Source organism: Pseudomonas sp. M1 (assembly GCF_022760135.1).
Classification (GTDB): Bacteria; Pseudomonadota; Gammaproteobacteria; order Pseudomonadales; family Pseudomonadaceae; genus Pseudomonas; species Pseudomonas citronellolis.
The window spans coordinates 4,637,848-4,658,449 of record NZ_CP094343.1 but is presented as its reverse complement, the minus strand read 5'-3'; the positions used below and the strand labels follow the sequence as shown (position 1 = coordinate 4,658,449).

Sequence of the window (20,602 nt, the reverse complement as noted above, 5' to 3'; positions counted from 1 at the left end):
ATATTGCTTCTCACGCAACGACGGTTGCCTCACCCACTTTCCTCTGCACAAGGACGCACCATGAACGCTCTGGTCAAATCCATTCTGTCCACCAACGCCGGCGTCGGCCTGGCCGTGCTGCGCATCACCACCGGCCTGACCTTCATGGCCCACGGCTCGCAGAAGCTCTTCGGCCTGTTCGGCGGCCCGGGCCTGTCGGGCATGGCCCAGTGGCTGGAATCCCTCGGCGTGACCCCCGGTTACCTGATGGCCACCCTGGCGGGCAGCGCGGAGTTCTTCGGCGGGCTGTTCCTGGTGCTTGGCCTGCTGGTGCGCCTGGCCAGCATCCCGCTGATCGTCGCCATGCTGGTGGCCGTGTTCAGCGTGCACATCGCCAACGGCTTCTTCATCACCAACAACGGCTTCGAATACGCCTTCACCCTGATCATGATCAGCGTGGCCCTGCTCATCAGCGGCGCCGGCCCCTTCTCCCTGGACCGCAAGCTCTCCAGCTGAGCGATCCCGCGGCCATGAAAAAGGCGGATGCCCAGCGGCATCCGCCTTTTTTATTTTCATTGTGCTTCAGCCCAGCAGGTGCTGCACGCCGCTGTTGATCAGGCCGCCGCCGACCAGCAGGAAGACGAACAGCCCGGCGCCCAGCAGCAGCGGTTTGGGGCCTTCGCGGCGCAGGTCGCCGAGGCGGGTGGCCAGGCCCAGGGCGGCCATGGCCATGCCCAGCAGCACGTCGTCCAGCTGTTGCAGCGGCGCCAGCCAGGCGTGCGGCACCAGGCCCAGCGAACGCAGGCCGGTGACCAGCAGGAAGGCCACGGCGAAGCCGGGAATGTGCAGGCGGCGCTTGCCTTCGCCGGCCGCTTCCTCGCTGGCGGCGAAGCGCCCCAGGCAGAGCAGCGCCGGGGCCAGCAGCAGGACGCGGAGCATCTTGCTGATCAGCGCGGCGTCGGCGGCGGCCGGGTCCATGGCGCGACCGGCGGCGACCACCTGGGCCACCTCGTGGATGGTCGAGCCGCTGAAGATGCCGAAGGCCTTGGCGCTGCCGAACAGGTGCGGCAGGTGGGCGAACAGCAGCGGGTGCAGGAGCATGGCCAGGGTGCCGAACAGTACCACGGTGGCCACTGCCACGGCGGTGTGCTCGGCGCGGGCGCGCAGCACCGGGCTGCTCGCCATGACCGCGGCTGCGCCGCAGATGGCGCTGCCGGCGCCGATCAGCAGGGCGCTCTCGCGCGGCAGCTTGAGCCAGCGCACGCCGATCCAGCCGGCGACCAGCAGGGTGCTGGCGACCATCAGCACGTCGATCACCAGCGCCGCCGGGCCGAGGGCGGCGATGTCCTGGAAGGTCAGGCGCAGGCCGTAGAGCACCACGCCCAGGCGCAGCAGTTGCTGGCGCGACAGCTCGACGCCGGGGCGCAGGCCGCCGAAGCGAGCCAGGCCGAGGTTGCCCAGCAGCAGGCCGAGAAGGATGGCCAGGGTCAGGCTGCCGAGGCCGAGGTGGCTGATGGCGGGGATGCGCACCAGCAGGTTGGCGGCGCCGGCGATCAGCAGGCAGAGCAGGGCGCCGGGGACCAGGTAGGGCGTGCGGCGCAGGCGGGTAAGCATGACGGGCTCCTTGTGTAAGGTGCTGCCATGGTGTGCGCTGCCTGCTTAGTGTAAAAACGGATTGTTCTTATTGGATCAAACGGTTTTATCGATATGGCCCCGCGAATCACCCTGCGCCAGCTCGCCACCTTCACCGCCATCGCCGAGCACGGCAATGTGACCCAGGCGGCCGCCGCCATCGCGCTTTCGCAATCGGCGGCCAGCCAGGCGTTGCAGGAGCTGGAGCGCACCCTGCAGACGCGCCTGTTCGACCGCAGCGGCAAGCGCCTGGCGCTCAACGACAACGGCCGCGCCCTGTATCCCCGGGCCTGCGCCCTGCTGGCCCAGGGCGCCGAGCTGGAGACGCTGTTCCAGCACGCGCCGGTGCAACTGGCCCTGGGCGCCAGCCGCAGCATCGGCGGCTACCTGCTGCCGCGGGTGATGGCCGGGTTCCTCGCCGAACTGCCGGACAGCCGCCTGCAACTGCAGGTGGCCAACAGCCGCGAGATCCTGGCCGCGCTCTGCGAGTTCCGCCTGGACGTGGCCTACATCGAGTCGCCCATCCAGCATCCGCAGGTGCAATTGTTGCCGTGGATCGAGGACGAGCTGTTGCTGGTCGCGGCGCCCGAGCATCCGCTGGCGCGGGCGGCGCAGGTGACCTTCGAACAGTTGGCGGCGACACGCTGGATCCTCCGCGAGGCCGGCTCCGGCACCCGGGTGACCTTCGAGCAGCAGGTGCTGCCGCGCCTGGGCAGCCTGGCGGCGCCGCTGGAGGTGAGCAACGCCGAGGCGATCAAACACCTGGTGGCCAGCGGGGCCGGCATCAGCTGCCTGTCGCGGCGGGTGGTGGCCGACGAGTTGGCCAGCGGCGAGCTGGTCGCCCTGGACAATCCCCTGGGGCCGCTGCGGCGCACCTTCTTCCGTGCCCTGCACGTGGACAAGTACCCGACCCAGGGGCTACGCCGCTTCCTCGATTACGCCGAGGCGTGGGCCGCGCTCAATCGCTGAGCGGCCGTTCGCCGTCCAGGGGCCAGCGGCCGATGGCCCGGTAATGCACGCCGTGGGGACCGTTTTCCGAGCTGTACAGCACCAGCTCGCGGGCCGGCCAGGCGAATTGCGCCTCGGCATCGGGCGCATGGCGGCAGTGACGGGCCAGGGTCAGGTGCGGGCGGAAGGGCCGCCGCTCGATCTCGAAGCCGCTGACCTGCAGGGCGTCTTGCAGGGCCTGGACCAGGCTGGGCAGCGCCGGCGGGATGGTCGTCGGCGCCAGGTGCAGGATGCCGTTGCGCCAGCGTTCCAGGCGGTCCAGCAGCAGTTCGAAGGGCGTGCGCGGCAGGCTTGCGCCCAAGGCCAGCAGCTCGGCCTTGCGGGCGCGTGGCACCGAGCCGAGGAAGGCCAGGGTGAGGTGCAGGTTGGCCGCCGCCACCGGCTGGCCGTCGATGACCAGGCCGTCGCGCCAGGCGGCCAGGGGCGCGCGGATTTCCTCCGGGCAGGGCAGGGCGAAGAACAGGCGCAGGGGTGGGGTGCTCATCGGGGCTCTCTCGTCGGCCGGAAGTCGCCTTGACAGTATCGCCGGGGCTTCTCTAGGATGCCGCACAGCGCCGATTTAAGTAGCAACTTGCGGGGCGCTGATGCCTCAGGGGCATCGAAATACCGCTAAAGCGCTGGTTCGGTGTGCCTCTCGCCGCGTCCAGCAGGACCCCAGAGGCGGAGACATGACACCATGACCTGTCCCAATCCCCAGGTGCGTCTGGCCCCCATCACCACCGGCCTGCTGCGGCGCAACCCGCGCATCCTCCTGTGCGGCCACCATCAGCCCACCCTGGTTCGCTACCTCGAAGGCTGGCCGAAGCGCTGGCAGGGCTCGCGCACTTTCCTTATCCAGTTCGCCGCCGACCTCGCGGAAATCGCCCGCTTCCCCCGCGACCATTTCGACTTCGCCGTGATCCAGTCGCCGCGCGCCGAGGAACTGCAGCCGCTGGTCCACGAGCTGACCCGCGTCGCCCGCCAGGGGCTGATCACCCGCCGGCCGCCGGTGTTCTGAGGGGGCGATAGCCGGAACCACCGGCGCGATTCGCGGATGAGATTCGCTCCTACGCTGCCCCGCCCGTGCCATTCCCATGTTAGGAGCGCGCCTTGCGCGCGAAATCGCGGGCAGGCCTGCGGCCCCCTCACCCTAACCCTCTCCCGGAGGGAGAGGGGACCGTTCGGAGTGCGTTGGTGTTTCGGCGTTAGCCGGCACAGGGATCGCCGGTGAACCAGGCCTCCTCTCGGCACGGCCTGGCTCCCTCTCCCTCCGGGGGAGGGCTGGGGTGAGGGGAAAGTCCGCTCCTACAGGTTGCACGGCATTCCCCCGTAGGACCTTGTCCGCGATAGCCGGAACCACTGGCGCGATTCGCGGATGAGATCCGCTCCTACGCTGCCCCGCCCGCGCCATTCCCTTGTAGGAGCGCGCCTTGCGCGCGAAATCGCGGGCAGGCCTGCGGCCCCCTCACCCCAGCCCTCTCCCGGAGGGAGAGGGGACCGTTCGGAGTGCGTTGGTGTTTCGGCGTTAGCCGGCTAGTACAGGGATCGCCGGCTGAAACCCGGCCGCCTCTCGGCACGGCCTGGCTCCCTCTCCCTCCGGGAGAGGGCCGTTCGGAGTGCGTTGGTGTTTCGGCGTTAGCCGGCTAGCACAGGGATTGCCGGCTGAAACCAGGCCCTCTCTCGGCACGGACTAGCTCCCTCTCCCTCCGGGAGAGGGTTGGGGTGAGGGGAAAGCCCGAGCGCCGATGTCATTTCCCTGTAGGAGCGCGCCCTGCGCGCGATTCGCGGGCAGGGCCCGCTACAGGTTGCACGGTATTCCTCCCCCCGTAGGAGCAACTGTCTTGCGCCGAGGTGCTCTTCGTAGGATGGGTTGAGCTTGCGAAACCCATGCGGTTGCGCTGATGGGTATCGCTTCGCTCAACGCCATCCTACGAAAAGCCGTGCTTCCTGGGACCGTAGGAGGGGGCCTTGTCAGCGATTGCACCGCGGGGCTTCGCTCAGGGATAGTCGATCTCGACCACGAACCAGAGCTTCTCGCCCGCCGGCGTCCGCACCACTACCTCGGCGTCCAGTTCCTTGCCCACCAGGGCGCGGGCCAGGGGCGAGTCGATGCTGATCTGGTTGCTGCGCAGGTCCAGCTCGTCCGGGCCGACGATGCGGTAGCGGGCCTGTTCGCCGTCCTCGTCCTCCAGCGTCACCCAGGCGCCGAAGTAGACCTTGTTCGGGTCGCCCGGGCGGTCGCGCACCACCTTGAGGTTCTCCAGGCGCTTGCGCAGGAAGCGCACGCGGCTATCGATCTCGCGCAGCATCTTCTTGCCGTAGATGTACTCGGCGTTCTCCGAGCGGTCGCCGAGCGCGGCCGCCTCGCTCACCGCCTGGGTCACCTGGGGGCGGCGCACGTTCCACAGTTCGTGCAGTTCGGCACGCAGGCGCGCCTCGCCTTCGGGGGTGATTAACGGGGTTCCGGCGGTGCGCGGCGGGCGATAGCGGCTCATGGGGTTCCGGCTGTGGCTGGGCAGGCCAGGGAGTCTATCAGCCTTCGCGGAGCAGGCGCAGCGGGCTCAGGGTCAGCGCCCGGCGCGTGCCGAACAGCCCGGCGCCGCCCACCAGCAACGCGCCCAGCAGCGGCAGGCCGAGCAGCCAGGGGTGCGGATGCCAGGGCAGCTGGAACACCAGGCTGTAGAGCAGGTAGCTGATCAGCTCGCAGCCCAGGGCCGCCAGCACGCCGCTGACCGCGCCGAGCAGGGCGAACTCGCTGCGCCGGGTGCGTTGCAGTAGCTCGCGCTCGGCGCCCAGGGCGCGCAGCAGGGCGCCCTGGCGCAGGCGCTCGTCGAGGGTCGCCTGCAGTCCGGCGAAGAGCACTACGAAGCCGGCGGCGAGGACGAACACCAGCACGTATTCCACCGCCAGGGTGACCTGGTCGAGGATGCTGCGCAGCTGCGCCAGCAGCACGTCCACCGGCAGCAGGGTGACGGTGGGGAAGGCTCGGGCCAGCTCGATGGCGCTGCGCTGGTCGCTGCTTGGCAGGTAGAAGCTGGTCAGGTAGGTCACCGGCAGGTCGGCGAGAGTGCCGGGCTGGAAGACCATGAAGAAGTTCGGCTGGAAGTTGTCCCACTTCACCGAGCGCAGGCTCTGCACCTGCACCTCGCGGGTCTGCCCGGCGACGTTGAAGCTCAGGCGGTCGCCGAGCTTGATGCCGAGGTTGCCGGCGAGCTTTTCCTCCACCGAGACGCCGGGCAGTTCGCCGGCTAGCGCATTGCCCCACCAGCGCCCGGCCACCAACTGGTTGCCGGCGGGCAGCTTCTGCGACCAGGTCAGGCCGAGGTCGCGCTGCAGGGCGCGCTCGCTGCGCACGTCTTCGCTGAGCGTCTGCACCGGCTGGCCGTTCACCGCCACCAGGCGCCCGGGGACCATGGGGAACAGCCCTTCGGCGTTGGGCGAGACCTGGCGCACGCGGGCTTCGAAGGCGTCCTTTTCCGCCGGCAGGATGTTCAGGGCGAAATAGTTGGGCGCGTTGGCCGGCAACTGGGCGTGCCAGGTGTCCAGCAGTTCGCCGCGCAGCAGGGCGATCAGCGCCATGGCCAGCAGGATCAGGCCGAAGGCCAGGCTTTGCCCGGCGGCGGCCAGCGGGTGGCGCAGCAACTGGCCCAGGCCCAGGCGCCAGGGCAGGCTGGCGCGCGACAGCAGGCGGCGCAGGCCGTTCAGGGCGAGCAGCAGCAGGGCGCCGAGGATGGCTGCGGCGACCACGCCGCCGCCCAGCAGGGCCAGGGTCAGGCGCAGGTCCAGGCTCAGCCGCCACATGATCAGGCCCAGCGCCAGCAGCGCGCAGCCGTAGGCCAGCCAACTGCGCATGGGTACTGGCAGCAGGTCGCTGCGCAGCACCCGCAGCGGCGGCACCCGGCCCAGGGCGGCCAGCGGCGGCAGGGCGAAACCGGCGAGGGCGACCAGGCCGGTGGCCACGCCGGCCAGCGCCGGCACCGGCCCGGCCGGCGGAATCTGCGGCGGCAGCAGGTCGCCCAGCAGCGTCACCAGGCCGAGCTGCGCCAGGTAGCCGAGCGCCGCGCCCAGCAGGCTGGCGGCCAGGCCCAGGCTGAACAGCTGCAGGCCATAGAGCAGCAGCGCTTCGCGGCGCGTCAGGCCCAGGCAGCGGAGCAGGGCGCTGGCGTCGAAGCGGCGGGCGGCGAAGCGGTTGGCCGAGAGCGCCACCGCCACGCCGGCGAGGAGGATGGCCGCCAGGCTGGCCAGGTTCAGGTAGCGCTCGGCGCGCTCCAGGGCGTCGCCGATCTGGCGGTTGCCGTGGTGCGCGTCGAGCAGCCGCTGGTTCGCCGCAAGCCCCGGCTCCACCGCGCGGCGGTAAGCCTGCAGGGCCTGGCCGTCGCCTTCCCAGAGGTCGCGGTAGCGCACCCGGCTGCCGGGCTGGACCACGCCGGTGGCCTCCAGGTCGTGCAGGTTCATCAGCACCCGCGGGGTGAGGCTGTAGAAGTCGCCGGCGCGGTCCGGCTCGTAGGTCAGCACGCGGGCGATGCGCAGGGCCTGGCGGCCGATCTCGATGCTGTCGCCGACCTTCAGGTCGAGGCTGGTGAGCAGCCGCGTCTCGACCCAGACTTCGCCGGGTTGCGGCCGGCCGCCGGCGCGTTCCGGCTCCAGGGGCGCAGCCGCGCTCTTCAGCTCGCCGCGCAGCGGGTAGCTGTCGTCCACCGCCTTGACGCTGCTGAGCTGGATGCCCTGGTCGGTGGCGATGACGCTGGAGAACTCGACGCTGTAGGCGTGCTTCAGGCCCAGGCGCTTGCCGCTGTCGATCTGCTCCAGCGCGGCCGGCTGGGTGCCGCTGAGGACCAGGTCGGCGCCGAGGAATTCCGAGGCGCGCACCAGCATGGCGCCGTTCAATCGCGCGCTGAAATAGCCGATGGCGGAGCTGGCGGCCACCGCCACCAGCAGGGCGAAGAACAGCACGCGCAGCTCGCCGCTGCTCCACTCGCGCAGCAATTGGCGCAGGGCCAGGCCGAACAGACGCGACAGCGGCAGCGATTTCATCGGCTCAGGGCTCCGCGTGGTCGATCAGGTGGCCGCTTTCCAGGCGGATCTGCCGCTGGCAGCGGTGCGCCAGGCGCTCGTCGTGGGTGACCAGGACCAGGGTGGTGCGGCGCTCGCGGTTGAGTTCGAAGAGCAGGTCGCTGATGCGCTCGCCGGTGGTGCTGTCGAGGTTGCCGGTGGGCTCGTCGGCGAACAGCACGTCGGGCTCGGCGGCGAAGGCGCGGGCGATGGCGACGCGCTGCTGCTCGCCGCCGGAGAGCTGGCGCGGGTAGTGGGTGAGGCGCTGGCCCAGGCCCACGCGCTCGAGCAGGGTTCGGGCGCGCTCGCGGGCGTCGCCGCGGCCTTCCAGCTCCAGGGGCAGCATGACGTTTTCCAGGGCGTCGAGGCTGTCGAGCAACTGGAACGACTGGAAGACGAAGCCGACGTGGGCGGCGCGCACCCGCGCGCGCTGGTCCTCGTCGAGCTCGCCCAGGCGGTGCCCGGCCAGTTCCACGCTGCCGCCGCTGGGCTCGTCGAGCCCGGCCAGCAGGCCGAGCAGGGTGGACTTGCCGGAGCCGGAACTGCCGACGATGGCCAGGCTGTCGCCGCGCTGCAGGGCCAGGGAGAGGTCGTGGAGGATGGTCAGCTCGCCTTCCGCGCTGGGGACGACCTTGCTAAGGTTGCGCGCGGTGAGAATGCTTTCGCTCATGGAGGGTCCGATGCGTGCATGGCTATCGAGCGTCTGCCTGGCGTTGCTGCTGGTCGCCCAGCAAGCCGCGGCGCAGACGCTGCTGGTCGTCGGCGATAGTATCAGCGCCGGTTTGGGGGTGGATACCGGCCGCGGCTGGGTCAGCCTGCTGGAGCAGCGGCTGAAGGACGAGGGTTTCGACTACCGGGTGGTCAATGCCTCGGTCAGCGGCGACACCAGCGCCGGTGGCCTGGCGCGCCTGCCGGCGCTGCTTTCCGGGGAGAAACCCAGCGTCGTGGTGATCGAGCTGGGCGGCAACGACGGCCTGCGCGGGCAGGCGCCGCAGCAATTGCAACAGAATCTTGCTTCGATGGTCGCGGCCTCGCGCCAGGCCGGGGCCAAGGTGCTGCTGCTGGGCATGCGCCTGCCGCCCAACTACGGTGAACGCTATACCCAGGCTTTCGCCCGGGTGTTCCAGCAGGTCGCCGAGCAGGGCGGGGTGCCGCTGGTGCCGTTCTTCCTCGACGGCGTTGGCGGCGTGCCGCAGATGATGCAGGCCGACGGCATCCATCCGGCCGTGGCCGCGCAGCCGCGCCTGCTGGACAACGTCTGGCCGCAGCTCAAGCCGCTGCTCTGATCGCCGGGCTGTCGGAAGGCTTCCCCGCGCGGGGGCTTTCCGCTATGTTTGCGCACCCTTCAGGAGCCGCCATGTCCCGCCCCGCCTGGACCCTCTTCGCCTACCAGCTGATCGAACCCGATTCCCAGCTCGATCTGTTCGCCTGCCGCGAGGTGCGCGTGCATCTCGTCGCCCGGCAGCTGGAGCTCGGCTCCCCCGCGGACCGCACCCTCTGCGGCGGCCTGCTGCCGGCGCAACCGCTCTGGCGCGAGGCCCGGCGACCGCAGCTGCGCGACCGGCGGCTGTGCCCGGAATGCCTGAAACGCCTGGAACAGGAAAAACGCGGGCAACGATTTTCCTGGGTATTGTGAACTCTCCCGGAAAATAGGGTCTGAGTGGTACACTACCGCCCCCTCTGTCAACTGTGCTCTCGCCAAGGATCTCCGGATGTTGTCGCGTGTTATCGCCGCCTGCTCGCTGTCTTTTGCCGCGCTGCTCTCGGCCGGCCCCGTTTCCGCCCTCGAGCTGCCGCTGCCGGCGCCCGGCGAGGATATCGTCGGCCAGGTGCAGGTCATCAAGGCCAAGTACGAAGACACCTTCGCCGACCTCGGCCAGACCTATGACCTGGGCTACCAGGAAATGCTCGCCGCCAACCCGGGCGTCGACGCTTGGCTGCCCGGCGTGGGCACCGAGGTCATCATCCCGACGCGCTTCATCCTGCCGCCGGGCCCGCGCGAAGGCATCGTGATCAACATCGCCGAGTACCGCCTGTACTACTTCCCCAAAGGCAAGAACGTGGTCTACACCTACCCGCTGGGTATCGGCCGCGAGGGCTGGGGCTCGCCCATCGCCCACACCAGCATCGTCGCCAAGACCAAGGATCCGGCCTGGTACCCGCCGGCGTCGATCCGCGCCGAGCACGCCGCCGACGGCGACCCGCTGCCGACCGTGGTGCCGCCGGGGCCGGACAACCCGCTGGGCCCGTTCAAGATGTCGCTGGGCGTTCCCGGCTACCTGATCCACGGCTCGAACAAGAAGTTCGGCATCGGCACTCGCACCAGCCACGGTTGCTTCCGCATGTACAACGGCGACGTGACCGAGCTGTTCCCGATGGTGCCGGTGGGCACTTCGGTGCGCATCATCAACGAGCCGTACAAGTTCGGCCGCAGCGAAGGCAAGATCTACCTCGAGGCCCATACGCCGATCGACGACCACGGCAACCCCTCGGTCGTGGACAAGCACACCGCAGTGATCAATGCGCTGCTCAAGCGCGAAGACATCGCCAACCAGATGCAGATGGACTGGAACGTGGTGCGCGAAGTGGTGGCGGCCGAAGACGGCCTGCCGGTGGCCATCGCCATGCCACAGCAGCCCGGCTCTTCCGTGGCCGCCAGCGAGAACACCACCGTGCAGATGCCCTGACGCCTGCGCCGTTGTGCCGAGCCCGCCGACCGCAAGGTCCGCGGGCTTTTCATTGCCTAGGAGAAAGTCCGGGCAATAAAAAAGCCGACCTCGAGAGGTCGGCTTTTCGAACAGATCCGAGGATCTATTACTTGCGGCTGGCTTTGTCCAGCATACGCAGAGCGCGCTCGTTAGCCTCGTCAGCAGTCTGCTGGGCTTTCTGAGCAGCGGCCAGAGCTTCGTCAGCGTGACGATAGGCTTCGTCAGCGCGGGCTTGGGCACGGGCAGCGGCGTCTTCAGTAGCGGTCAGACGGGCTTCGGTTTCTTTCGAGTGGCTGCTGCAACCGGTGGCCAGAACAGCAGCCAGAGCCAGAGCAGAGAATTTCAGAACGTTGTTCATCGTGTTCCCCTTAAGGTGGACATTTCCATTAAAGCAATTCCCCATGGGACTGGGAAATTAGCCGGACTACATAGTACTCATTACTTGTAGTAAGTAAACTGACCAAGCGCAAGTACGGCACTTTTTTTTCATGCCGGGCCTGCTTGAACTCTTAATTGCCCGGTAGTTGTGCAAAAAATGTGCAAGTGTCCGCGACTGCCCTACAGCGGGGCTGTTGGGAGGAGCCGAGGCGAGGGCGGAATATCCGAGTATAGACGTCCGAAGTAATGCTAAAACGCGATAGGACGAAAGTCTGCTGGGAACTAATGGCGACTAACTGTGTCGCCAATTGCAAGGGTGCATTGCGAGTGCAACGCGCTGGAACGAAAAAGCCCGGCTAACTTCATCAGTCAGCCGGGCTTTTTGATCTGGCGGTGAGGGAGGGATTCGAACCCTCGATACGGTTTCCCGTATACACACTTTCCAGGCGTGCTCCTTCAACCGCTCGGACACCTCACCAGGGTTTCGACAGCGCTGTGTCTGTCGAGGCGCGCACTTTACTCAAAGGTTTTCCGAAAGGCAAATGTTTTTTTCAACGGATTCATCGGCTTAAGGACGTCGAGGGGAAACCGGGGCGGCCCGCCTTGCTAAACTGGCGGCTTCCTTCCAAAGGCGAGTGCGATGGCGAGCTGGGACATCTTCTGCTGCGTGGTGGACAACTATGGCGACATCGGCGTGACCTGGCGCCTGGCCCGTCAGCTCGCCGGCGAACATGGCCAGGCGGTGCGCCTGTGGGTGGACGACCTGAATGCCTTCGCGCGGCTGTGCCCCGGGGCCGACCCGGCGCTGCCCGGCCAGCGCCAGGCAGGCGTCGAAGTCCGCCACTGGCCCGCGCGCTGGGAAGACACACCGGCCGCCGACGTGGTCATCGAGGCATTCGCCTGCCCGTTGCCGCTGGCTTATGTGGCGGCCATGCGCGAGCGCGCCGTGACGCCACTGTGGCTGAACCTGGAATACCTCAGCGCCGAGGACTGGGTGGCTGCCTGCCACGGCCTGCCTTCGCTGCAGGCCAACGGCCTGCAGAAGTACTTCTATTTCCCCGGGGTGCAGCCGGGCGTCGGCGGCCTGCTGCGGGAGGCGGGGCTGCTCGAGCGGCGCCGGGCCTTCCAGGCGGACGACGCCAGCCGCCGGGCATTCCTGGCCTCCCTTGGCGTGGAAGTGGAGGATGAGGAGCGTCTGATTTCCCTGTTCGCCTACGAGAACCCGGCGCTGGCGTCCTGGCTGGACGCGCTGGCGCAAGACGCGCAGCCGACGCTGCTGCTGGTGCCGGAAGGGCGCGTGCTGGGCGATGTCGCCGACTGGCTGGGCCTGCCCGGGCTGGCGCCGGGCGAGCGCCATCGGCGCGGCAACCTGCGCCTGCAGGTATTGCCGTTCGTCCGCCAGGAAGACTATGACCTGTTGCTGTGGAGCTGCGACCTCAACGCGGTGCGCGGCGAGGATTCCTTCGTTCGCGCGCTCTGGGCGGGGCGGCCATTCGTCTGGCACATCTATGAGCAGGAGGAGGGCGTGCACCTGGAGAAGCTGGACGCCTTCCTCTCTATCTATACCGAGGGCATGGAGCCCGGGCTCGAGGCTGCCCTGCTGGCCTACTGGCACGCCTGGAACGGCCTTGGCGACGCGGCGACGGCCTGGATGGCATTGCAGCAGCGGGCCGGAGCCTGGCAGGAATGGGCGCTGCGCTGGAGCGAAAAGCATGCCGCACAGCCGGATCTCGCCGCGGGGCTGGTGCGTTTTTATACAAATTGGCTATGATACGTCCCCTGTTTTTTGTCTCCAATCCAAATCGGATATTCGTATGAAAACCGCTCAAGAGTTCCGCGCAGGCCAGGTTGCCAACATCAACGGCGCCCCCTGGGTCATCCAGAAGGCCGAGTTCAACAAGTCCGGCCGTAACAGCGCCGTCGTCAAGATGAAGCTGAAGAACCTGCTGACCGGCGCCGGCACCGAGACCGTGTTCAAGGCCGATGACAAGCTGGAACCGATCATTCTCGACCGCAAGGAAGTGACCTACTCCTACTTCGCGGACCCGCTGTACGTCTTCATGGACAACGAGTTCAACCAGTACGAGATCGAGAAGGGCGACCTGGAAGGCGTGCTGACCTTCATCGAAGACGGCATGACCGACGTCTGCGAAGCGGTTTTCTACAACGACAAGGTGATCTCCGTCGAACTGCCGACCACCATCGTTCGTGAAATCGTCTACACCGAGCCGGCTGTCCGTGGCGACACTTCCGGCAAGGTCATGAAGACCGCTCGCCTGAAGAACGGTGCTGAGCTGCAGGTTTCCGCGTTCTGCGAAATCGGCGACTCCATCGAGATCGATACCCGCACCGGCGAGTACAAGTCCCGCGTCAAGGCTTGAGCCTTCGCGTGATGTGAAAAGCCCGGCAGATGCCGTAGAGCTTTTCACTTAAGAAAGAATGCCGTTTCTCTCCATGGGAGAAACGGCATTTTTTCATTCGCGAACTCCCCGCCACGCAGGCCCGAACCAGGCGCCCCCGGGCGTAGGAGCAACTGTCTTGCCGGCTGCGCCGAGGTGCGCCTCAACGCATGGGTTGAGCCTTGGCGAAACCCATGCGGTCGTGGTGATGGGTATCGCTTCGCTCAACGCCATCCTACGGGGTCTTGTGTTCGCCGGAGGGGGTAGGAGCGGACCTTGTCCGCGATAGCCGGACGTATCGGCGCGTTTCGCGGATGAGATCCGCTCCTGCGCTGCCCCAGCCGCGCCACTCCCCCTGTAGGAGCGCGCCCTGCGCGCGAATCGCGGGCAGGGCCCGCTCCTACAAGTTGCCGGGAAGGACTCCGTCCGCGATTGGAACCACCGGCCACGCCGGACGCCCCGGTGGCACGAACTGCCCCCTCTCCCTTCGGGAGAAGGCTGGGGTGAGGGGGCAGATGCCGGGCCTTTTCAGTTCTGGCGTGGGTTATTTCAGGTGCGCCTTCAACTCCTCGCCGGCCTGGCGCATGGCGGCCTGCACGGCGGGCACCTTGGCCAGCGGGTTGAGCAGGCCGTAGTCGTGGATCATGCCGTTGTAGCGCGTGGCGGTGACGGCCACGCCGGCGGCGTCCAGCTTGCGGGCGTAGGCTTCGCCTTCGTCGCGCAGCACGTCGAACTCGGCGGTCTGCACCAGTGCCGGCGGCAGGCCTTTCAATTGCTCGGTGCTGGCGCGCAGCGGCGAGGCGTAGATCTCGGCGCGCTGCTTGGCGTCGGTGGTGTAGCTGTCCCAGAACCACTGCATCATCGGCTTGGTGAGGAAGTGCCCCTGGGCGAACTGGCCGTATGAGCCGGTCTCGAAGCTGGCGTCGGTCACCGGCCACAGCAGGGCCTGGAAGCGCAGCTTCGGTGTGCCCTTGTCCTTGGCCATCAGCGCGACCACCGCGGCCATGTTGCCGCCGACGCTGTTGCCGGCCACCGCCAGGCGCGCGCCATCGACGTCGATTTCCTTGCCGTGCTCGGCCACCCACCTGGTGGCGGCGTAGGCCTGGTTGATCGCCACCGGGTAATGGGCCTCGGGGGAGGGCGTGTAGTCGACATACACCGCTACCGCGCCGGAGTTCACCACCAGGTCGCGGATCAGCCGGGCGTGGGTCGGGTAGTCGCCCAGCACCCAGCCGCCGCCGTGGAAGAACATGAAAGCGGGCAGGGTTCCCTCGGCACCTGCCGGGCGGACGATGGTCAGCCTGATGCGCTGGCCGTCGGCCTGGATGGTCTTCTCGCTGACGTTGGTGCCGGAAAGGTCGACCTTCACCGAGGCCTGGGCGCCGCTCAGTACCGCGCGGGCGTCTTTCGGCGACAGGGTTTCCAGAGGTTTGCCGCCGCCGGCCTGCAGGGCTTCGAGGAAGGCCTGGGTGTCGTGCTGCACGCCGGGGCTGCCGGCGGCGAAGGCGTTGCCGATGGCCAGGGCGAGCAGGCCGCCTGCGAGGGTTTTGCTGAGCGCTTTCATGTTCGGGTCTCCTTGGGCTGGGTGGGGTCAGACGGCGATGTTCAGGCGCACGTCGATGTTGCCGCGGGTGGCGTTGGAGTACGGGCAGACCTGGTGGGCCGCGGCCACCAATTCCTCGGCGACGGCGCGTTCCAGGCCCGGCAGGGCGATGTTCAGTTCCACTTCCAGACCGAAGCCGCCGGGAATCTGGCCGATGCCGACCTTGCCGGTGATGGAGGCGTCGGCGGGCAGCTGGCGCTTGCTCTGGCTGGCGACGAACTTCAGCGCGCCGATGAAGCAGGCCGAGTAGCCGGCGGCGAAGAGCTGCTCGGGGTTGGTCGCGGCGCCGCCCTGGCCGCCCAGTTCGCGCGGGGTGGTCAGTTTCACGTCGAGGTTGCCGTCGGAAGAGACGGCGCGACCGTCGCGGCCTCCGGTCGCGGTGGCAGTGGCGGTGTAGAGGGCTTTGATGGTTTGCATGGCGGTGTCTCCGGATATCTATTTGCTCGTTAAAATTTTGCGCACTAAGTAAGTGCGTGAAGCAGAAATTAGTCCTGAGTTATTTTGCGCGCAAGATATTTATTGGAAGAATTCGCGATAAGAAATGGCGATGCAGGGAATAAGCCTTTAGTCCGAGCCTTGCAGGCTGCCGCGCAGCTCCACCAGTTCGTTCTTCAGCCTGCCCAGTTCTTCGAGGGACAGGCCGCTGGCGGCGAGGATGCAGGCCGGGATGCTCTCGGCCTGCTGGCGCAGCTCCCGGCCCTTGTCGGTCAGGCGCAGTTCGACCACTCGCTCGTCGCTGGCGCTGCGCTTGCGGGTGATCAGGCCTTCGCCTTCCAGACGCTTGAGCAGCGGGGTGAGGGAGCCGGGGTCGGTGAGCATGCGCGCGCTGATCTCGCCGACGGTGATGCCGTCCTGTTCCCAGAGTACCAGCATGGCGATGTACTGCGGATAGGTCAGGCCCAGTTGCTGGAGCAGGGGCTTGTACACCTTGGTCATCTGCAGCGAGGTGGAGTAGAGGGCGAAGCACAGCTGATTGTCGAGCTTGAGCGATTCGCAGGCGTCCTTGGGTTGGCTCATGACGGGCCTCCGAATAGATGATTGCGCCTTAATTTAGCGCGCTGGCTATTTCTTCGCCAGTTCATTACCTGCCAGGTGCGCGGCGAGGGCGCTGTCCCAGGGCGGCGGGAAGCCGAAGCGCTCGACGAGGAAGGCCAGCAGGCGCTGGCTGCGCGGGTGGGTGCCGCGCTCCAGGCGCAGGGCGTGGATGCCGCCCGGTTCGGCTTCCGGCAGGCCCGGCTCGCAGAACAGCGGCTGCAGTTCGCCGCGCACCAGGTATTCGCTGCACAGCCAGGTTGGCAGGTGAGCCACGCCGAGCCCCTGCAGGGCGCCTTCGACCAGGGTTTCCGCGTTGTTGGCGGTCAGTCGCAGGCGCCGCGGGCGCAGGTGCTGCAGGCGCCCGTCGACGGCGAAGCGCCAGGCCAGCGGCGGCGCCAGGCCTTCCCAGTCCAGGCCGACGTGCTCGGGCAACTGCAATGGCGAGGTTGGCCGGCCGTGGCGGGCCAGGTAGTCGGCGCTGGCGCAGACGATGCGGCGCATGGGCGCCAGCGGCGTGGCCACCAGGCGGCTGTCCGGCAGCGGGCCGATGCGTAGCACCAGGTCGACCTGGCCGAGGTTGTCGCCCTGCAGGTCGGTGAAGCTGTCGATCAGGCGCAGCTGTACGTCCAGGCCGGGGTTGGCCTTGAGGAAGTCGGCGATGGCCGGTGCCAGGTGGCGGCGGCCGAAGGGCACGGGCGCGTCTATGCGGATCAGGCCTTCGGGCGCGGTGCTCAGCGATACCGCTTCGGCGCGGGCCTGGCGCAGTTCCTCGACTATGCGCCGGGCGCGCTCGGCGAAGGCCAGGCCCGCCGGTGTGGCGCGCACCACGTGGGTGCTGCGGGCCAGCAGCGGGCTGCCGAGGCCGCGTTCGAGGGCGTCCATGCGCCGCGCCACCGCCGAGGGCGTGAGCTGGCGCAGGCGCGCGGCGGCGGAAAAGCTGCCGCTGTCGAGTACGTCGAGGAACAGGTCCAGCTGGTCTTCCAGGGCGGTCGGGGTCATGGTGCTTGCCTATGCGTAAAGCGCAAAGCCATTGTGCTGGGCTTTGCGTTTCCCATCCAGCGGCGGTTTTCTAGCATGGCCTCGACGTATTTGGAGGTTCGCATGCTGGAGATGGGGCTGGATTTCGTCCTGGGGTTGGTCCTGGGTTGCCTGGGCGGGTTGTTCGGCATCGGCGGCGGCCTGCTGGCGATCCCGGCGCTGGGCGTGCTGTTCGGCCTCGACCAGCAACTGGCCCAGGGCACGGCATTGGTGATGGTGGTGCCCAACGTGCTGCTGGCGCTGCGCCGTTATCACCAGCGCAATCGCATCGATCCCGGCCAGGCGGCGGTGCTTGCGGTGACCGGCCTGCTCTGCGCCTTCCTCGCTTCCAGCCTGGCGCTTCGTATCGACGCGGCGCACATGCGCACGGCTTTCGTGGTGTTCCTGCTGGCCCTGGCCGGCTACCTGCTGCTGCGCCAGCGCGGCGAGGCACGACCGCGCGAGGAAACGCCGGGCCTGCCCTGGTTCGCCGCCCTCGGCCTGGGCGCGGGTTCCCTGGGCGGGCTGTTCGGGGTGGGCGGCGGCGTGCTGGCCACGCCGGTGCTGACTTCGCTGTTCGGCTTCACCCAGGTGGTGGCCCAGGGGCTGGCCTTGGCGTTGGCCGCGCCGAGCACCGCGGTGGCGCTGGGCACCTATGCGCTGCATGGCCACGTCGACTGGCGCATGGGCGCTTGCCTCGCGGCCGGCGGCCTGCTGAGCATCTCCTGGGGCGTGAAGCTGGCCCATGCGCTGCCCGAGCGCGCCCTGCGCTTCGCCTTCAGCCTGTTCCTGGTGGTTTGCGCGCTGCTCTTGCTGCGCCAGTGAGGCGGTTCAGGCGGCGAAGCCTTCGACGATGTAGTCGGCCAGCTTGTCGGTGACCGGCGACTGCCGCGCCGGGTTGCGCAGCAGCACGATGCTCGCCGAGGGCAGGGCCGGCAGGCCTTCCTCCTCGCCAATGATGCGCAGGTTGCCGGTGAGCAGGCTGCGCAGCTGGGCGGTGACCGCCAGGCCCGCGCTGGCCACGGCGAACAGCGCGGAGAGGCTGGGGCTGCTGTAGGCGATGCGGTAGTCGATCTCCAGCGCTTCCAGGGCGTTGCAGGCCCAGGCGCGGCAGAAGCAGGTGGTGTTGAACATCGCCAGCGGCAGCGGGCGCTGTTCCTGCGGGCAGAAGCTTTCCGCGGCCATCCAGACGAAGGGCTCCTGGCGCAGCAACTGGCCGATCTCGGTGCCCGGCTCGCGGGTGACTATGGTCAGGTCCAGGTCCTTGCGGGTGAGCAGTTGCGAGGAGCTCTCGCAATGCACTTCCACCTGCACCAGCGGGTAGGCCTGGGCGAAGCGCGAGAGGATTTCCGGGAGGAAGCGCATCACGTAGTCGTCCGGCGTGCCGATGCGCACCGCGCCGACCATGTGCGGCTGGCGCAGGGTGTTGAACACCTCGCCCTGCAGCCGCAGGATGCGCCGCGCGTAGCCCAGCAGCACCTGGCCCTCGGGCGTCAGGCGCACCTGGCGGCCGTCGCGCTCGAACAGGGTGCGTTCCAGCACGTCTTCCTCCAGGCGCTTCATCTGCATGCTCACCGCCGACTGGGTGCGGTTGACCACCTCGGCGGCGCGGGTGAAGCCGCCGTGGTCGGCGATGGCGACGAAGGTGCGCAGCAGTTCGCTGTCGATGCTGGGGAAGGCGCTCATACATCAATCTCCAAGATGGGATGCATAAGAATGATTCGTTGGATTGATCTTATGCCCGGCGCGAGACTGGTGCCAACCCCACAGGGAGGACGACACGATGAAAGCGCAATTCGGTTTCGTGATGACACCCTCGGCCTTCACCCGCCGGCACGCCGGCGCGGCCTTCTGGCAGCGCCTGCTGGGCCGCATCCGCCGCTGGCGGGAACTGGCCCGGCAGCGCGAGCAACTGGCCAGGCTCAGCGATGCGGCGCTCAAGGACATCGGCCTGAGCCGCGCCGACATCCTGCAGGAGGCGGAAAAGCCCTTCTGGATCGACCACCTGCGTCGCTGATCCTCTTCCATATCCACGAGCACAAGGAAAGGCCCATGCCGCAACGCTACCACCTGGCCCAGGTCAACATCGCCCGGGCCAGGGCTCCCCTCGACCACCCGCTGATGCAGGATTTCGTCGACCAGCTGGCGCCCATCAACGCCCTGGCCGAGGCCAGCCCCGGCTTCATCTGGCGCCTGCAGGACGAGGCGGGCGACGCCACCGGCGTCCAGGCTTTCGACGACCCGCGGATCATCGTCAACCTGTCGCTCTGGGAATCCCTGGATGCGTTGCGCGACTATGTCTATGGCGGCGAGCACCTGAGCGTGCTGCGCCGGCGCAAGGACTGGATGGAGAAGCTGCCGGGGCCGAGCCTGGCGCTCTGGTGGCTGCCGGCCGGGCAACTGCCGAGCCTGGCCCAGGCCCGCGCGGCCTTGCAGCGCCTGGCCGAGCACGGGCCGAGCGCCGAGGCTTTCAGCATCGCCCGGCCGTTCCCCGCGCCCAGCGCGCGAGCCCTGCCGGCCTGATGTCGGCGCTGGCGGCTTTGGCGTAGGATCGAGGGCTTCGATCCAGCCAGCAGGAAGCGCCCATGACCGACAGCCTGTCCCTCAAGCAAGCCCGCCGCCTGGCCCTGGCGGCCCAGGGCTTCGCCAGCCGGCGGCCGCGCAGCCAGGTGCAGCGCCGGCACCTGCAACAGGTGCTGGAACGCCTGGGCGTGCTGCAGATCGATTCGGTCAACGCCCTGACCCGCTCGCACTACCTGCCGCTGTTCTCGCGCCTGGGCAGCTACCCGCAGGCCCTGCTGGACGAGGCGGCCTGGAGCGCCGGGCGGCATCGGCGGATGTTCGAGTACTGGGGCCACGAGGCGTCCCTGCTGCCGCTGGAGCTGTATCCGCTGATGCGCTGGCGCATGCGTCGCGCGGCCGTGGGGCAGGGCATCTACAAGCAGTTGGCGCGCTTCGGCGAGGAACGCCGCGAGGTGATCGAGCGCGTGCTGCAGGCGGTGCGCGAGCAGGGCGCCCTGGGCGCCGGCAGCCTGACCACCCGCAGCGAGCGGGCCGGCCCCTGGTGGGACTGGAGCGACGAGAAGCACGCCCTGGAATGGCTGTTCGCCGCCGGCGAGGTGACGGTGGCCGGGCGCCGAGGTTTCGAGCGGCTGTATGACCTGCCGGAACGGGTGCTGCCCGCCGCCGTGCTGGATGCGCCCGAACTGGATGCCGAGCAGGCCCAACGCGGCCTCCTGTTGCATGCCGCCAACGCCCTGGGCGTGGCCAGCGAGACCGACCTGCGCGACTACTTCCGCCTGGAGCCGGCGGACAGCAAGGCGCGCCTGGCCGAACTGGTCGAGGCCGGCGCGCTACGCCAGGTGCGCGTGCAGGGCTGGTCGCAGGCGGCCTACGTCGCCGGCGAGCCGGTCATTCCACGCAAGGTGGCGGCCAGCGCGCTGCTGTCGCCCTTCGACTCCCTGGTGTGGGAACGCGCCCGCACCGAGCGGCTGTTCGACTTCCGCTACCGCCTGGAGATCTACACCCCGCAGCACAAGCGGGTCTACGGCTACTACGTGCTGCCCTTCCTGTTCGGCGAACGCCTGGCGGCGCGCATCGACCTGCGCGCCGAGCGGGCGGCGGGGCGCCTGGCGGTCCATGCCGTGCACGAGGAGCAGCGGCCGCTGGGCGAGGAGGGGATGCTGGCGCTGGCCGGCCAGTTGCGCGAAATGGCCACCTGGCTGGGCCTGGAGGATGTGCACGTGAACTGCCGCAAGGCGGAGGGCGTCCGCCTGCGGGCGATGCTTGGCGCCGGGGCTGGCGCCTAGCTA

General features: G+C 68.5%; 23 protein-coding genes and 1 tRNA gene. 12 read left to right on the top strand and 12 right to left on the bottom strand.

Going from position 1 to position 20,602, the window contains the following annotated elements; all coding sequences use genetic code 11:
• Window positions 1–60: 60 nt before the first annotated feature.
• On the top strand, window positions 61–495 hold the full coding sequence (locus PM1_RS20415) for a DoxX family protein (RefSeq protein WP_009621557.1): 435 nt from the start codon (window positions 61–63) through the stop codon (window positions 493–495).
• Between the two features lie 66 nt (window positions 496–561).
• On the opposite strand, the gene PM1_RS20410 is transcribed toward PM1_RS20415, so the two are convergent.
• Window positions 562–1,593: a YeiH family protein gene (locus PM1_RS20410; RefSeq protein ID WP_009621558.1), complete on the bottom strand. Its 1,032-nt coding sequence runs from the start codon at window positions 1,591–1,593 to the stop codon at window positions 562–564.
• 93 nt (window positions 1,594–1,686) lie between these two features.
• Here PM1_RS20410 and PM1_RS20405 point away from each other — a divergent pair, with 93 nt between their 5' ends.
• Window positions 1,687–2,580 (top strand): LysR family transcriptional regulator, encoded by an 894-nt coding sequence (locus PM1_RS20405; RefSeq protein WP_009621560.1) that lies wholly within the window; start codon window positions 1,687–1,689, stop codon window positions 2,578–2,580.
• On the opposite strand, the gene thpR is transcribed toward PM1_RS20405, so the two are convergent.
• Window positions 2,570–3,103 carry an RNA 2',3'-cyclic phosphodiesterase gene (thpR, locus tag PM1_RS20400; protein WP_009621562.1) on the bottom strand — a complete coding sequence of 178 codons (534 nt, stop codon included), beginning with the start codon at window positions 3,101–3,103 and terminating at the stop codon, window positions 2,570–2,572. The two genes, PM1_RS20405 and thpR, sit on opposite strands and share 11 nt — an antisense overlap.
• Window positions 3,104–3,295: 192 nt before the next feature.
• Here thpR and PM1_RS20395 point away from each other — a divergent pair, with 192 nt between their 5' ends.
• Entirely contained in the window at window positions 3,296–3,616 is a 321-nt protein-coding gene (locus PM1_RS20395; protein WP_009621564.1) for a hypothetical protein, read from the top strand.
• A 979-nt stretch (window positions 3,617–4,595) separates the two neighbouring features.
• Here the strand turns inward: PM1_RS20395 and greB are convergent.
• The 3 genes from greB to PM1_RS20380 are packed head-to-tail and all read right to left on the bottom strand — an operon-like array spanning window position 4,596 to window position 8,320.
• Window positions 4,596–5,093: a transcription elongation factor GreB gene (gene greB / locus PM1_RS20390; RefSeq protein ID WP_009623511.1), complete on the bottom strand. Its 498-nt coding sequence runs from the start codon at window positions 5,091–5,093 to the stop codon at window positions 4,596–4,598.
• Between the two features lie 37 nt (window positions 5,094–5,130).
• The gene (locus PM1_RS20385; protein ID WP_152604545.1) at window positions 5,131–7,623 is read right to left on the bottom strand and encodes an ABC transporter permease; all 2,493 of its coding nucleotides are present in this window, start codon (window positions 7,621–7,623) and stop codon (window positions 5,131–5,133) included.
• 13 nt (window positions 7,624–7,636) lie between these two features.
• On the bottom strand, window positions 7,637–8,320 hold the full coding sequence (locus tag PM1_RS20380) for an ABC transporter ATP-binding protein (protein ID WP_009623509.1): 684 nt from the start codon (window positions 8,318–8,320) through the stop codon (window positions 7,637–7,639).
• A 10-nt stretch (window positions 8,321–8,330) separates the two neighbouring features.
• On the opposite strand from PM1_RS20380, the gene PM1_RS20375 reads away from it, so the two are divergent.
• The 3 genes from PM1_RS20375 to PM1_RS20365 all read left to right on the top strand — a co-directional run bounded on the left by PM1_RS20375 (window position 8,331) and on the right by PM1_RS20365 (window position 10,337).
• Entirely contained in the window at window positions 8,331–8,936 is a 606-nt protein-coding gene (locus PM1_RS20375) for an arylesterase (RefSeq protein WP_009623508.1), read from the top strand.
• Between the two features lie 71 nt (window positions 8,937–9,007).
• On the top strand, window positions 9,008–9,286 hold the full coding sequence (locus PM1_RS20370) for a hypothetical protein (RefSeq protein WP_009623507.1): 279 nt from the start codon (window positions 9,008–9,010) through the stop codon (window positions 9,284–9,286).
• 76 nt (window positions 9,287–9,362) lie between these two features.
• A complete protein-coding gene (locus tag PM1_RS20365) occupies window positions 9,363–10,337 on the top strand; it encodes a L,D-transpeptidase family protein (RefSeq protein ID WP_009623505.1) in 975 nt (324 codons plus the stop codon).
• 127 nt (window positions 10,338–10,464) lie between these two features.
• Here the strand turns inward: PM1_RS20365 and oprI are convergent, their stop codons facing one another.
• A complete protein-coding gene (gene oprI, locus PM1_RS20360) occupies window positions 10,465–10,716 on the bottom strand; it encodes an outer membrane lipoprotei OprI (RefSeq protein ID WP_024128796.1) in 252 nt (83 codons plus the stop codon).
• Between the two features lie 408 nt (window positions 10,717–11,124).
• Window positions 11,125–11,214 (bottom strand) — tRNA-Ser (locus tag PM1_RS20355).
• A 162-nt stretch (window positions 11,215–11,376) separates the two neighbouring features.
• Between PM1_RS20355 and earP the strand changes: the two genes are divergently transcribed.
• Entirely contained in the window at window positions 11,377–12,507 is a 1,131-nt protein-coding gene (gene earP, locus PM1_RS20350; RefSeq protein ID WP_009623503.1) for an elongation factor P maturation arginine rhamnosyltransferase EarP, read from the top strand.
• A gap of 43 nt (window positions 12,508–12,550) precedes the next feature.
• On the top strand, window positions 12,551–13,117 hold the full coding sequence (gene efp / locus PM1_RS20345; RefSeq protein ID WP_009623501.1) for an elongation factor P: 567 nt from the start codon (window positions 12,551–12,553) through the stop codon (window positions 13,115–13,117).
• A 562-nt stretch (window positions 13,118–13,679) separates the two neighbouring features.
• Here efp and PM1_RS20340 read toward each other — a convergent pair.
• The 4 genes from PM1_RS20340 to PM1_RS20325 form a co-directional block, all read right to left on the bottom strand.
• Window positions 13,680–14,699, bottom strand: a complete 1,020-nt coding sequence (locus PM1_RS20340; RefSeq protein ID WP_009623500.1) for an alpha/beta hydrolase — start codon at window positions 14,697–14,699, stop codon at window positions 13,680–13,682.
• A gap of 27 nt (window positions 14,700–14,726) precedes the next feature.
• Entirely contained in the window at window positions 14,727–15,155 is a 429-nt protein-coding gene (locus PM1_RS20335; protein ID WP_009623499.1) for an organic hydroperoxide resistance protein, read from the bottom strand.
• A 147-nt stretch (window positions 15,156–15,302) separates the two neighbouring features.
• Window positions 15,303–15,755 carry a MarR family winged helix-turn-helix transcriptional regulator gene (locus PM1_RS20330; RefSeq protein WP_009623497.1) on the bottom strand — a complete coding sequence of 151 codons (453 nt, stop codon included), beginning with the start codon at window positions 15,753–15,755 and terminating at the stop codon, window positions 15,303–15,305.
• A 45-nt stretch (window positions 15,756–15,800) separates the two neighbouring features.
• A complete protein-coding gene (locus PM1_RS20325; RefSeq protein WP_009623495.1) occupies window positions 15,801–16,772 on the bottom strand; it encodes a LysR family transcriptional regulator in 972 nt (323 codons plus the stop codon).
• Window positions 16,773–16,874: 102 nt separating this feature from the next.
• On the opposite strand from PM1_RS20325, the gene PM1_RS20320 reads away from it, so the two are divergent.
• Window positions 16,875–17,615 (top strand): sulfite exporter TauE/SafE family protein, encoded by a 741-nt coding sequence (locus PM1_RS20320; protein ID WP_009623493.1) that lies wholly within the window; start codon window positions 16,875–16,877, stop codon window positions 17,613–17,615.
• 6 nt (window positions 17,616–17,621) lie between these two features.
• On the opposite strand, the gene PM1_RS20315 is transcribed toward PM1_RS20320, so the two are convergent.
• On the bottom strand, window positions 17,622–18,476 hold the full coding sequence (locus PM1_RS20315; RefSeq protein ID WP_009623491.1) for a LysR substrate-binding domain-containing protein: 855 nt from the start codon (window positions 18,474–18,476) through the stop codon (window positions 17,622–17,624).
• Window positions 18,477–18,573: 97 nt separating this feature from the next.
• On the opposite strand from PM1_RS20315, the gene PM1_RS20310 reads away from it, so the two are divergent.
• The 3 genes from PM1_RS20310 (at window position 18,574) to PM1_RS20300 (ending at window position 20,599) form a co-directional block, all read left to right on the top strand.
• Complete coding sequence (locus PM1_RS20310; RefSeq protein ID WP_009623489.1) at window positions 18,574–18,807, top strand: DUF1127 domain-containing protein; 234 nt, start codon at window positions 18,574–18,576, stop codon at window positions 18,805–18,807.
• 35 nt (window positions 18,808–18,842) lie between these two features.
• On the top strand, window positions 18,843–19,313 hold the full coding sequence (locus PM1_RS20305; RefSeq protein ID WP_009623485.1) for a DUF3291 domain-containing protein: 471 nt from the start codon (window positions 18,843–18,845) through the stop codon (window positions 19,311–19,313).
• Window positions 19,314–19,375: 62 nt separating this feature from the next.
• Complete coding sequence (locus PM1_RS20300; protein ID WP_009623483.1) at window positions 19,376–20,599, top strand: winged helix-turn-helix domain-containing protein; 1,224 nt, start codon at window positions 19,376–19,378, stop codon at window positions 20,597–20,599.
• Window positions 20,600–20,602: the final 3 nt, after the last annotated feature.

Excerpts from the sequence above, each read along its gene's own strand:
- PM1_RS20370 (WP_009623507.1), top strand. The coding sequence starts at position 9,008 with ATGTCCCGCCCCGCCTGGACCCTCTTCGCCTACCAGCTGATCGAACCC.
- PM1_RS20330 (WP_009623497.1), bottom strand. The coding sequence starts at position 15,755 with ATGAGCCAACCCAAGGACGCCTGCGAATCGCTCAAGCTCGACAATCAG.
- oprI (WP_024128796.1), bottom strand. The coding sequence starts at position 10,716 with ATGAACAACGTTCTGAAATTCTCTGCTCTGGCTCTGGCTGCTGTTCTG.
- PM1_RS20325 (WP_009623495.1), bottom strand. The coding sequence starts at position 16,772 with ATGACCCCGACCGCCCTGGAAGACCAGCTGGACCTGTTCCTCGACGTA.
- PM1_RS20415 (WP_009621557.1), top strand. The coding sequence starts at position 61 with ATGAACGCTCTGGTCAAATCCATTCTGTCCACCAACGCCGGCGTCGGC.
- PM1_RS20335 (WP_009623499.1), bottom strand. The coding sequence starts at position 15,155 with ATGCAAACCATCAAAGCCCTCTACACCGCCACTGCCACCGCGACCGGA.
- PM1_RS20315 (WP_009623491.1), bottom strand. The coding sequence starts at position 18,476 with ATGAGCGCCTTCCCCAGCATCGACAGCGAACTGCTGCGCACCTTCGTC.
- thpR (WP_009621562.1), bottom strand. The coding sequence starts at position 3,103 with ATGAGCACCCCACCCCTGCGCCTGTTCTTCGCCCTGCCCTGCCCGGAG.
- PM1_RS20380 (WP_009623509.1), bottom strand. The coding sequence starts at position 8,320 with ATGAGCGAAAGCATTCTCACCGCGCGCAACCTTAGCAAGGTCGTCCCC.
- PM1_RS20395 (WP_009621564.1), top strand. The coding sequence starts at position 3,296 with ATGACCTGTCCCAATCCCCAGGTGCGTCTGGCCCCCATCACCACCGGC.
- efp (WP_009623501.1), top strand. The coding sequence starts at position 12,551 with ATGAAAACCGCTCAAGAGTTCCGCGCAGGCCAGGTTGCCAACATCAAC.
- PM1_RS20300 (WP_009623483.1), top strand. The coding sequence starts at position 19,376 with ATGACCGACAGCCTGTCCCTCAAGCAAGCCCGCCGCCTGGCCCTGGCG.
- PM1_RS20365 (WP_009623505.1), top strand. The coding sequence starts at position 9,363 with ATGTTGTCGCGTGTTATCGCCGCCTGCTCGCTGTCTTTTGCCGCGCTG.
- greB (WP_009623511.1), bottom strand. The coding sequence starts at position 5,093 with ATGAGCCGCTATCGCCCGCCGCGCACCGCCGGAACCCCGTTAATCACC.
- PM1_RS20410 (WP_009621558.1), bottom strand. The coding sequence starts at position 1,593 with ATGCTTACCCGCCTGCGCCGCACGCCCTACCTGGTCCCCGGCGCCCTG.
- PM1_RS20405 (WP_009621560.1), top strand. The coding sequence starts at position 1,687 with ATGGCCCCGCGAATCACCCTGCGCCAGCTCGCCACCTTCACCGCCATC.
- PM1_RS20305 (WP_009623485.1), top strand. The coding sequence starts at position 18,843 with ATGCCGCAACGCTACCACCTGGCCCAGGTCAACATCGCCCGGGCCAGG.
- PM1_RS20310 (WP_009623489.1), top strand. The coding sequence starts at position 18,574 with ATGAAAGCGCAATTCGGTTTCGTGATGACACCCTCGGCCTTCACCCGC.
- PM1_RS20320 (WP_009623493.1), top strand. The coding sequence starts at position 16,875 with ATGCTGGAGATGGGGCTGGATTTCGTCCTGGGGTTGGTCCTGGGTTGC.
- earP (WP_009623503.1), top strand. The coding sequence starts at position 11,377 with ATGGCGAGCTGGGACATCTTCTGCTGCGTGGTGGACAACTATGGCGAC.
- PM1_RS20340 (WP_009623500.1), bottom strand. The coding sequence starts at position 14,699 with ATGAAAGCGCTCAGCAAAACCCTCGCAGGCGGCCTGCTCGCCCTGGCC.
- PM1_RS20375 (WP_009623508.1), top strand. The coding sequence starts at position 8,331 with ATGCGTGCATGGCTATCGAGCGTCTGCCTGGCGTTGCTGCTGGTCGCC.